10 protein-coding genes and 1 pseudogene are annotated in these 11,195 nt (G+C 46.8%); 5 read left to right on the plus strand and 6 right to left on the minus strand.

Going from position 1 to position 11,195, the window contains the following annotated elements; translation table 11 throughout:
* Positions 1-350: 350 nt before the first annotated feature.
* Positions 351-719 (plus strand): PilZ domain-containing protein, encoded by a 369-nt coding sequence (locus FP815_11270; GenBank protein ID MBA3015513.1) that lies wholly within the window; start codon positions 351-353, stop codon positions 717-719.
* Between the two features lie 62 nt (positions 720-781).
* Here the strand turns inward: FP815_11270 and FP815_11275 are convergent, their stop codons facing one another.
* Positions 782-1,198 (minus strand): YjbQ family protein, encoded by a 417-nt coding sequence (locus FP815_11275; protein MBA3015514.1) that lies wholly within the window; start codon positions 1,196-1,198, stop codon positions 782-784.
* A 6-nt stretch (positions 1,199-1,204) separates the two neighbouring features.
* Positions 1,205-1,402: a heavy-metal-associated domain-containing protein gene (locus FP815_11280; protein MBA3015515.1), complete on the minus strand. Its 198-nt coding sequence runs from the start codon at positions 1,400-1,402 to the stop codon at positions 1,205-1,207.
* A 374-nt stretch (positions 1,403-1,776) separates the two neighbouring features.
* Between FP815_11280 and FP815_11285 the strand changes: the two genes are divergently transcribed.
* Positions 1,777-4,227 (plus strand): copper-translocating P-type ATPase, encoded by a 2,451-nt coding sequence (locus tag FP815_11285; GenBank protein MBA3015516.1) that lies wholly within the window; start codon positions 1,777-1,779, stop codon positions 4,225-4,227.
* A 156-nt stretch (positions 4,228-4,383) separates the two neighbouring features.
* Here the strand turns inward: FP815_11285 and FP815_11290 are convergent, their stop codons facing one another.
* The 4 genes and pseudogenes from FP815_11290 to FP815_11305 all read right to left on the minus strand — a co-directional run bounded on the left by FP815_11290 (position 4,384) and on the right by FP815_11305 (position 9,013).
* Positions 4,384-5,952 (minus strand): AAA family ATPase, encoded by a 1,569-nt coding sequence (locus FP815_11290; GenBank protein MBA3015517.1) that lies wholly within the window; start codon positions 5,950-5,952, stop codon positions 4,384-4,386.
* A 400-nt stretch (positions 5,953-6,352) separates the two neighbouring features.
* Positions 6,353-7,771, minus strand: coding sequence for a hypothetical protein (locus FP815_11295; GenBank protein ID MBA3015518.1), 1,419 nt, complete (start codon positions 7,769-7,771; stop codon positions 6,353-6,355).
* Between the two features lie 576 nt (positions 7,772-8,347).
* Positions 8,348-8,467, minus strand: a pseudogene (locus tag FP815_11300) (prepilin-type N-terminal cleavage/methylation domain-containing protein).
* 126 nt (positions 8,468-8,593) lie between these two features.
* Positions 8,594-9,013, minus strand: a complete 420-nt coding sequence (locus FP815_11305) for a prepilin-type N-terminal cleavage/methylation domain-containing protein (GenBank protein ID MBA3015519.1) — start codon at positions 9,011-9,013, stop codon at positions 8,594-8,596.
* A gap of 751 nt (positions 9,014-9,764) precedes the next feature.
* Between FP815_11305 and FP815_11310 the strand changes: the two genes are divergently transcribed.
* Genes FP815_11310 through FP815_11320 form a run of 3 tightly spaced genes read left to right on the plus strand, consistent with a single transcriptional unit; the run spans position 9,765 to position 11,171 of the window.
* Positions 9,765-10,214 (plus strand): prepilin-type N-terminal cleavage/methylation domain-containing protein, encoded by a 450-nt coding sequence (locus FP815_11310; GenBank protein ID MBA3015520.1) that lies wholly within the window; start codon positions 9,765-9,767, stop codon positions 10,212-10,214.
* A complete protein-coding gene (locus tag FP815_11315) occupies positions 10,214-10,630 on the plus strand; it encodes a type II secretion system protein (protein ID MBA3015521.1) in 417 nt (138 codons plus the stop codon). The genes FP815_11310 and FP815_11315 overlap by 1 nt, the downstream gene beginning before the upstream one ends.
* On the plus strand, positions 10,620-11,171 hold the full coding sequence (locus tag FP815_11320) for a prepilin-type N-terminal cleavage/methylation domain-containing protein (GenBank protein MBA3015522.1): 552 nt from the start codon (positions 10,620-10,622) through the stop codon (positions 11,169-11,171). The genes FP815_11315 and FP815_11320 overlap by 11 nt, the downstream gene beginning before the upstream one ends.
* Positions 11,172-11,195 lie beyond the last annotated feature (24 nt).

An 11,195-nucleotide genomic window follows, 5' to 3' on the forward strand; every position in this document is an offset into this window, starting at 1 on the left:
GTATCAGGTGATAACGAGAGCTACTGTTTGACATGCGAGTAGTGACCAATTGTGGGCTTTTTCACCACTTTTTCAGGGGTTAAAAAACCAGGTTGACGTTTATTTTGCTATTTAGTAATTATAGGTAATGCGTTGTGGTATGTTTTTTCTTTTAACTCACTGAAATTGTTGTTATAAGAAAATATACCGTAATAATTATACTGAGTATGTTTATTGCAAGGTAAGAAGAAAGACCCTTGATGGATAAATGATAAGAAGATGCCTATAAATGATAGTTTTGCCAAAAGTGAGACAACGTATCGTAACAGTCTGGTCGTTGCCAAGTTGAAATCCTTACGAGAGGAACTATCATGCGTACTTATGATGATCGGAGAAAACATAAGCGTTATGGCATAATCGGTCACTCGGCATTTGTCGTAAATCACAACTGGCCTGAGAAGGGTGAGTTAGTTGATATCAGTAAAGGAGGGTTTTCTTTCCAATATGTATCTGATACACCATGGCCCGATAGTTCTGGTGGTGGGTTTATGGTCTTCGGCAACCATGATTCCATTATTGCCAATGTCTCAGCAGAAGTAGTTGCTGATCATATTATTCCTTGTGGTCATGGCAACGCCATGATAGTTCGGCGTTGCAGCCTGAAGTTCGGCAATTTGACCGAACATCAACGATTTATGCTGGAGTGTTTTATCTGGGTCAATGCAGAGGCTCAGTGTTAGAATTAGCGTTAGGTCGGATCGTCAGGTTATGCCTAGCGCTATGCTAATTGAATGGGCACAATTTACTCGCCAATAATTTTAATCAGCGCCCTCTTTTTTCTCCCTCCGTCAAACTCACCATAAAAAATCTGTTCCCACGGGCCGAAATCCAGGTCGCCACGGGTAATCGCCACCACCACTTCTCTACCCATGATTTGGCGTTTGAGATGGGCGTCGGCATTGTCCTCATACCCATTATGCCGATACTGAGATACCGGCTCATGGGGGGCAAGCTGCTCGAGCCACCGTTCATAATCATAGTGGAGTCCCGATTCATCATCATTGATGAAGACCGATGCGGTTATGTGCATGGCGTTGATGAGAGCCAAACCCTCGCTGATTCCGCTTTCGGTAAGACATTGTCGAACGGAAGGGGTGATGTTGATGAAGGCTCTTCTGGTCGGGATTTCAAAATAAAGTTCTTTTCTATAACTTTTCATTGAATCTCAGACCACCTCGAAGCCTATTTTGGTGATTGCCTCTTTGATGGTGTCAAGGGCGACAGGTTTTGTCTCGGTGTAGCGAGCCTCTTTTTTTTCCAGATTAACAGAAATATCGGTCAAGCCGTCGATGTCGTTTAATGCTTTAGTGACAGATGCAGAGCAGTGGCCGCAGCTCATGCCGTTAATTTTGATGATTGGCACAGTTCTCTCCTCTTATGGGTGTGGGGGAATTAGGAAATGAAACAATCATGGTAACTACACAGGTTAACGGTAATCAGTTATCGGTTTACGGTTAAAAGAATTATGGTTAGTCATAAATCATCGCATGATACTCAATGTCAGTGTGTTCTTAGCCATGGCAGGACCCAATCACCGTCAACTGTCAACCGTAAACCGACAACCTGAGCAGTTACCAATCATGATTGAGTTTGATCACAATTTACTTTGAATCCTTTCCTTTGCAAGTGTATTTTGCCATAATCAAGTGTGCTACAAGTTAAAGAGTTTGATTTTGAGTGGAGGAATTCATAATGGTAGCAGAAAAATATCAGGAAGTGAGAGCGGGGGTTCGGGGGATGCATTGCGCAGCGTGTTCTGCCCGCATTGAAAAGGTGCTTGGTGGCATGGAGGGTGTCCATGGGCCTGTAGTTAATCTGGCTGATGAAGCGCTGCGATTTCGCTTTGATCCTGCACTGGTTGATCTTGAAATAATCGCGGGCCGGATCAAAGATCTCGGATTTGAGCTTATTTTCACTTCCGATGATATTCGACTCGACTTAAGAATTGGGGGAATGACTTGTGCCTCCTGCTCGGCCCGGATTGAAAAAATAGTCCGTGCGGTGCCTGGTGTTGTTAAGGCTGACGTCAATCTCGCTACTGAGATGGCTATAGTGATCTTTAAGAGAGGAATGGCAAGTCAGCGTCAGATACGAGATGAGATTCATGGACTGGGTTACACAACATCCATCATTTCCGGCCAGGAGAATCTGGCAGCTCAAAGACGGAAAGAGACTGAAGGAAAATTGTCCACTATGTGGAAGGCACTTATCCCGTCATTGGTTTTGGCTGGAGTCCTGCTTTTAATCTCCATGGGTGAGATGATGGGTGTGCCGCTGCCCGCTGTAGTTGCACCCCATGTCCAACCGTTGAATTTTGCCTTAGTGCAGCTGGTTCTGGTGCTACCGATCATGTGGTCAGGTCGTAATTTTTATTTGATTGGATTCCCTGCTCTTATGCGCGGGGTACCGAATATGGATTCGTTGATTGCGGTTGGCACTGGCGCGGCTTTTATTTACAGCCTCTGGAATGTTATTGAAATTGGGCTTGGTATTGAGGCTATGGCCAGAGTGATGGACCTCTACTTTGAGTCTGCCGGGGTGTTGATTGCTCTAGTGTCCCTTGGAAAATATCTAGAGAGTCGAGCCAAGGCACGTACCTCAGACGCTATTCACCAGCTGCTGCAGTTAGTGCCGGACCAGACGACATTACTCCGGGGCGAGGAACAAGTTCAGGTTATGGTTGAGGAGGTCGAGGTTGGGGATATGTTGCTGATCAGGCCGGGGGAGCGGATTCCTGTCGATGGAATTATTATTGATGGGACCTCAATGGTAGATGAGTCAATGCTTACCGGGGAGAGTATTCCGGTGTCAAAAAAATCAGGTGATAAAGTCGTCGGGGCAACCTTGAACAAAAACGGAGCGCTTCATATCCGGACGGAAAAAATTGGTAAGGATACTGTGCTCTCGCGAATCATTTCTATGGTTCAGGAGGCCCAGGGTTCAAAGGCACCGATTGCCAATATGGCAGATCGGATCAGCCTGTATTTTGTGCCGGCGGTGATGGCTGTCGCCCTAGTCTCTGGCTTGTCCTGGTATTTTATTGGAGATGCGGAGTTCACTTTTGCGCTTCGCATCTTTGTGGCAGTATTGGTAATTGCCTGTCCTTGCGCTATGGGACTGGCGACTCCAACCTCGATTATGGTGGAGACGGGGCGAGGGGCGCAGCTTGGGGTCTTGATCAGGAGCGGCGGCGCTTTGGAGATGGCTCAGCGAGTTCGGGTGGTGGTCTTTGATAAGACCGGCACCTTGACCTATGGCCATCCTGCCTTAACTGCCATCCACATGCAATCAGGCATTTCCTTGGCAGAGAAGGAGTTGCTCGGACTCGTCGCCAGTGTGGAAAGCACCTCTGAGCATCCGTTGGCGCAAGCCATTGTTAATCGAGCCCGGGAGCAGGGGATTCCCTTACGCCCGGTTGAATTGTCCACTGCGATCCCTGGTCGTGGAATTACGGCAGTGGTTGATGGTCATACATTATTGATCGGCAATCTCTCGTTAATGGAAAAACAGAGTGTTACAGGGGTCGTTGAAGAGGCGCTCACCCAGGCGTCGAGTTTAGCTGGTATGGGTTGCACCCCTCTCTATATTGCCCTGGATGAGAAGTTGGTCGCGGTGTTCGGAGTTGCTGATCAAATCAAAGAGGAGACTCGACAGACTGTGGAGACCCTTAAAGCCATGGGATTGCGGGTGGTGATGCTGACGGGTGATCATCAGGCAACTGCGAAGGCGATTGCTGCTCAAGCTGGAATTGATGAGGTGATAGCCCAAGTTATGCCTGAGGATAAGGCTGCGCGGATCAAGGAATTGCAGGGGCAGGGGGTTCCAGTTGCCATGGTAGGGGATGGCATTAATGATGCCCCGGCCATGGCGGTTGCGGATGTCGGTATTGCTATGGGGACTGGGGTTGATGTGGCAATTGAGTCTGGTGATATTGTGTTGATGAAAGGAGATCTGCGGGGAGTGATCACGGCGCTTCGCTTAAGCCGCGCTACCATGCGTAATATCAGGCAGAATCTATTCTGGGCCTTGGCCTATAATGTGGTCGGTATTCCGGTGGCAGCAGGACTGCTCACTCTGTTTGGAGGACCGACTTTGAATCCGATGATTGCCGGTGGGGCCATGGCATTAAGCTCTGTGTCGGTGGTGTCAAATGCCCTGCGCTTGCGATTTTTCAAGGTGGATTCGTAGCCAAGGATCGACTCCCTTCGGCTCCGCTCAGGCAACGATTATCGCGCGGGACCGTTCTCTAAGCGGAGCCGAAGGGAACAGGGTAAAAAAAGAGCCTTTGGTAAGGGGCCTTGCCAACAAAATGGCTGAAAATGTCCAGAGCCACGTTGAACAGTGTTAACGGATGAGTTTATTGCCGCTTATAGTTTTCACCATGCTTCGCCATTGGCGGGGTAGGGTTTCTGTCTTTGCCAGCGCAGACTGATCATTGTTGAACGATTCTTCCATAATCACATGAAAGAGGAAGGTCATCTCCGTGGTTGGGGTCGGGATGATTAACAGCTGAGGGGCTGTTTCCGGATAGTCCTTGACAATGGCGTATGCTTCAGATAGACGCGTGGTCTGTGACAGTTCCAGATACACCTGATCGGGGCGAATTGACGGGAATTCGCTCTTGGCCAAGACTGGGAAATGGATCTCGGTTTGGGCGGGAAGTTGATCGGGATCAGTAATCTGTGGGTTAGCCGCTAATACCAGTGGCAGTTTTATCGGGGAATATCGGCCATAAACCCTGGCGATCATCTTGCTTAAGCTAACTCCTCTCTCGATTTCCAGGCTGCCCAAGATGGACGCCTGTTGATTGGTGCGCTTAGTGCTGGGCGAAAGTGGTAGCGGTGGGGGAGGCGCTGGTTTTTTCACCATAACAGTTTCTTCTGCCGTAACAGGGACCGTGGTTGCTGGAACTTCTATGGATGTTGGTGTCTCGATCTTGGCATGAAAAGGCAGAGGTATAGGTCGGTTGATTATTGTGACAGTATTACGGTTTACGGTTGCGATTACGGCAGCGGCGATAATGGTGATTACACCGGTTGCGGTCAATACCTGACGCCAATTTATTGTTCTCCCACGCGGGTACGACATGGAAGTCTCTTTTGCTGCCCGAAATACATGGATAAGTCCGGCCCTGTGGTCACGGCTCACCAGAATTGTGATGATAATCTTTGAGCAGAGCATGACAATGCGGCGGGGATAGCCACGGGTCAGGCAGAAGATGGCCACAATCGCAGGGAGACTGAACAGCCTTGGTGGTGGGCCAGGGTCTGTATGGGCCTTGTCGAGCCTGAAATCAATCATGGCTCGGGTCTCTTTGAAACTCAAAGGCTTCAGATGTTGGTAGGTAGTGATTCGGTCAGCGAAGTTGGGCTTTTGCTGTAAGATAGAAATAAACTCTTCCTGGGCAAAGATGACTATCTGCAGCAGTTTGTGCTGATTAGTCTCGAAGTTTAAGAATTCACGAAGGAGTTCAACGCAAAAACCAGGGAGCTTCTGCCCCTCATCAATGATCAGCGCCAGAATTTTTTGATTTTCAATCGCTTGTGTTAATAGATGTTTTTTGATGGTGTCTTTTAACTGCCACTCTGTTGGCTGGGTTTCTTGGAAATCAAGCGTGAATGTTTTGCTGATGGTCAGTAAAAACTCCAGCGGAGTGGTAAATTCAGGGTCGAGGATGAGGTAAGGAATTATTTGATCGTTATTTTGAGTAATGATACGGATGAGCTGGCGGCAGAGGGTACTCTTGCCGGTGCCGATGTCGCCGACCACAACGCTTAACCCGCGCTTCAAGTGGATAGCCATTTCGAGTTTTTGCAGACATCCTTGATGCTGAGCAGATTGAAAAAACATCTCCGGGTCCGGTGAGTTGGAGAATGGTTCTTTCTGGAGATGGAGTAGGGAAAAATAATTCATGAGGGGGGAGAATAGGAGGCAGGGTATTTTGCCGAGTTATGCTGGCGCTGATAGCCAAATACTCTTAAGCTTTACATTCACCAACAATGCCGATCAGCAGTGAACGGTTACTGAGGTTTCATGGGTATTAGAAAGCTCGCAAGTGTTAGTTAGTAAAAATTAACGTGGCTCTTAACTATTTTCAGCGAACTCTTCCGAAGGAAATGAACAAGAACTCATATTCAATATCCTGTTCCCTTCGGCTCCGCTCAAGGGAACGATTATCGCGGGACCGTTCCCTGAGCGGAGCCAAAGGGAACAGGATAAAAAAAGCCGTGGTACGGTTGCCAACAAAAAAGCTGGAAATAGTTTAGAGCCACGAAAATTAATATAAATGCAGAGAGACATCATTAAAGTCAAGTTAACGATTCAGCCAAAATCCAATACCGTTTCTTAACTTCATGGTGTTGGTAGTCTCGGCGCCGGTTGTTGAATCTATCGTTGTGATTGTGAAGTCCTCGTAGCCTTTGTCTAAAATGTATTGGTCCAGGGTTTGGTCAGCCTCCATTGCGGGAGAGTAGAATCGCCATTTGTTGTTGATATTATCCCAGACCCACAAGGAAATGAAATTGTTGGGCGGAATGCCTGTACCGGTATCTGGAATGGTGCCGGGACCGGGTGGCGTCAAAGAAAGGGCGGCGTTGAATTCGTTTGGTGTTAAGTTCTGCCCAATTCCTAATAAATTCCAACCACCAGGTAGATCCCCGCTGTTGAATTGCTCGGCGAGCCAAAGGGCCGACACCGAAGTGCCACTCGGAGTTGGTATGGTAGTATTGGTGATGGCATGGGCCCAGAACCCTTGGCCCTTTCCGATAGCAGAGAGTACGGCATACCCTTTATTCCCGGCATACTGTGATAATTCCTCAGCGCTCATGCTGGGGTTAAAAAAAGCCCATTGATTATCTGCTGCGTTCCATTTCCATACCGTGGCAAATTGCTCAGTGGGGAATGTTGATGTGTTAACAGTAATTGACTGATCAGTTCCATTCCCCAGGAGGTTCCAGCCGAGGGCGAGGTCAATGACATTTGTTGTCGTTGTCCCAGAGGTAGCATCTGAACTCAGGGGGACCAAGTTAGTTTCGGTGAGGTACTCTGAAAATGAGGAAGTTATTCCGTTGACAGTTGTGATGGTGTCGGCAGCAATTTTGCCAATATTTTTTGCATAGTAGAGGGTGGAATCGGCTAGGGTGTTGGTATAAGTATTACCAATAAAACCGGAAATGAGAATGGTTTCTTGTCGTTTTAACGCGTTATAGGTAGTGTCCTTTCCTCTAAAAGGGACAGTTTTTGATTCAAACCCTGTAAAGGTAACTGAGTCGTTGTAACTTAGGGTTGCCTTACTTCCATTTCCCCAACTATACGACACTGTCCCTGATTGCAATAGTGTTGTACCTGTCGTGACAGATGCAGGAATTACGAGCAACCCTGGAGAGTTATTTGTCCCCAAATAGGTCGTTGTCAGAGATGTTGTTGCTTGTCCACCGGAAGTGGTTGGGACATTAAAATAATATGCTCCTAATAAATACAGGCCATCGTTATTGATCAGCCAGTAGGTGTAGGCGTTGTCTCTGCTGGAATAGATAGCGCGTGCTTGAGCTTGGCCAGCAAAAGGTTGAACACCTAAACATAAATAACTGTCGGAGGAGTATGTCCACGATGTGCCAGAGGCCCAGGCGGAGATGGAGGGCATATAGATGGTGCCATCAACAGTCTCTGCCATGGCTGGAGACGTTATCGGAATCAAGAGCAGAGTCAGGAATAATCGCTGAAGTCTTTTCATACGTAACCTAATCGAAGTAGTGTATAAGCCGCATCGGAATATTACACCAGTATTGTTGATTGTAGGGGCTAAACGTAATGTAAGTTCGGTTGTAACTACACAGGTTAACGGTAATCAGTTATCGGTTTACGGTTAAAAGAATTATGATTAGTCATAAATCATCGTATGATACTCAATGTCAGTGTGTCCTCATCCATTGGCAGGACCCAGTCACCGTCAACTGTCAACCGTAAACCGACAATCTGAGCAGTTACGTTCGGTTTTCGTTTTTTTGGAGCACACATACTTGTAGAGCTGGAAATTCAGGAAGGGTTCTGGACGATATTAGGTGCGTTTCCAGTTCCCTGGTGAAGTTGCAGATGATGGAGTCCTGGTAAGAGCCACCCCTGTTCCTGATTGGAATTGGAGTGTCCCTCCTGTAATTGTAGGGGGGACACTCCATGTGTAGTCTGCACCTAGGTCAATGTCAATTGTGGTATAGGTGGCAGGGTCACTGACCCAACCTGGACTGCTTAATTTGATTTTACCCCAAGCGTGGTTTTCTCTGGCATTCAGTTCGGTGATGCCCGCATCAATAGCCTTGTCCTTGGCATGGTCACTCAAATCAAGGTATTTGGGTACAGCAACCGCAGCTAGGATGCCGAGAAGGATCAAGACCGTGATTATTTCGATTAAGGTGAAACCGTGTTGATTGATAAGTTTGGCAGAGGGAGTAGCATCTGCATATTCCCCACACGATTGTATATTACACCTTAGATGTTGAATTTTCGTTATCCTCGTGTGTAACAAAAAGAATATTCACCCTACCAGTTAGCATGGATGTCAGAAAGCATATGTCCCTGTGTTGTTTGCGGTTATGGCCACAGTTTGTACTTTTGAAACGGTGATTGTTACTGTAGTCCCTGAGCTAGAGCATGAAAACTCGAAATCACCTTCTGTTGTAGCGGTGGTTGGGCAGGCATTAGCTGTAACAGTGTTGACATATGTTATTAACGTGGCAGCGTCCGCTGGTTTTGCCCCATTATTTTTCAGCATATATCCATTCAGGCCGGAAGAAAGCCGTCCCTTGACCTCAGCGATCTGGCCCATTGCTGCTTTCTCTCTCGCTGTGGTGGTCAGGTCCATATACTTCGGTACGGCTACAGCGGCCAGGATCCCAAGCAGGACCAGGACAGCGATAATTTCGATCAGGGTAAACCCTTTCTGATTGTTTAAGTGCTTAAGGGATGGTTGAGATGTCATGTCGTGTCTCCTTGTGATTGGTGCATTAATGTCAACGCCGGGGGGATAATACCCTTTCCGGTGAATTTGATTATAAAAAAGTATACTCTGAAATTTTTCCGAATATCAAGTTAATATCTGGGTAAATTTAAAAAAAGAACAAGTTGTTGGAGGGGAGAACGCTGATTATCTTTTTAATTGGTAACTATCCAGTTCAATCCGCAAAATAAGCAGATGCCGGGAACTGTAACTATCCAGCAGCGCTACAGATGCGCGAAATAAGCCTGCGAACTATAGCCCGTCTATGTGAGCAGGCTTATGACAAAGCAGATGTGGTGTTGCTGGACAGTTACCTTTAATTGATCTTTAATTGTCGGGCACAATGCGGGTGCCTATGAATTAATGAATGGATTGATGAAAATGCTATATTGTTTATGACGTTTCCGCTATCATTTTATTGATGGTGAGTTTGGATACTCTTTATTAACCAGTTATTAGGGACTTGGAAAATACTAATATACCATTTATCAGCTTAAGCATCCCGTCATTCCGGCATGGTTCCAGCCGGAATCCAGCTAAATTCCTGGATACCAGCTAGGGGCATGCTGGTATGACGGCAAAAGGAATGTGGTATTTTAAGAAATTCCAAGTCCCTTAAGGGAACTATCTGTTCGTGAAAAATAAGTTTTTTTACTGCGCTACACTTCAACTCAGGGTGAAAACACCCAATTGTGCAACCAGCTCATTTTTTATCATTTTCTTGAAACGATATATGAAACTTTCCAATTCTCGTCAAACAGCCAATCTTACTCAGCAAGGTTTTACCTTGATTGAGGTCATTGCCGTTCTCCTGTTGATGGGAATCATGGTTGCTATTGCTGTTGGCCGTTCAGGTGAATCATCATCGCAAGCTGATCTCATAGGGGCTACGGAAACGGTAAAGAATCATCTTCGATATGCTCAAAGCACAGCTATGAACTCAGACCTCTCGTGGGGAATCAATTTTTCCGGATCTACCTACACCTTGCGTGATGCTAATAACGTTACCGCTACACTGCCAGGAGACATCCCTCAAGGTATGACCTTTGCATCTACAATAAATCCGGTAATGTTTGATAATCGCTGGGGTAGTCCAGGAACAACGACTATTATCGTCACGGTCAGTAAGGGTGGCAGCAGTCAAACGATTACCGTGACCAGGAATACCGGGTTCATTCCATGATGAGATTGATCGTATCGCGTCAGAGTTCAGAACAAGGCTTTACCCTGATTGAGGTTATCATTGCCTTGGTGGTGGGGGCAATACTTGTCACCATACTTGCTTCCGCCCTGGGAACATCTGTGACTGACAGCAGTCAACCCATCTTTCGTCTGCAAAAGACCATGGCCCTGCATCAGGTCATTGAGAATATCAGGGCGGACTTTGCTTCCATTAACGATATTGCACTCATTAAAACCACTATCGGCACCGGTCAGCAAAGCAACGGTTATGGAACCTATGAAGTAGTGGAGAATAAATTTATAAAATTCACCGGCAATGTCGAGGAGGACGGGGTGTCTGGAGATGGCATTCTCAAGGTGTCTATTCGTGATATTGATACCGGTATGACACTGACAGAGCTTTTTGTTGAATGGTAAGCCTATGACCTGCTTGGGTGGCATTAAAAGAGAGAGAGTTGTTACTATTGCAAACCAGGCTGGTTTTTCTTTTGTCGAGCTTATTGCGGTAATGGTGTTGGTTGGGATAATGGCGGCGGGGGCAGGGTTGGGAATCTCAAATATCATCACAGGATTTATGGTGAGCCGTGACTCGGCGGCCATTGCAGGTAAAGCTCAATTGGCCATGCTTCGGTTGTCCCGCGAATTCAGGGTGATATCATCGGTTACTGCGGCCACTTCAACGTCGATTACTTTTGTCGCTACTCATGAAGGCGGGATAAACAAAACCTATACTGTAACCAAGGCAGGGGATACGATTACTTTAAATGATGGCACAACTAATGATACTCTGGTGGATAAGGTAAGCGCCCTGACCTATACCTATTATGATACCTTTAACGGGACTGCCGAGACTAGCTGGGCATCATCTCGTCGAATGATTCAGATTACCATTGGGATGAATGGTCCCGACAATACCCCCTTGTCATTCACCACCAGGGTCACTCCGCGTAATTTGTAATTCTCTTTAAAGGTATATGACATT

The organism is Desulfobulbaceae bacterium (assembly GCA_013792005.1).
Taxonomy (GTDB): domain Bacteria; phylum Desulfobacterota; class Desulfobulbia; order Desulfobulbales; family VMSU01; genus VMSU01.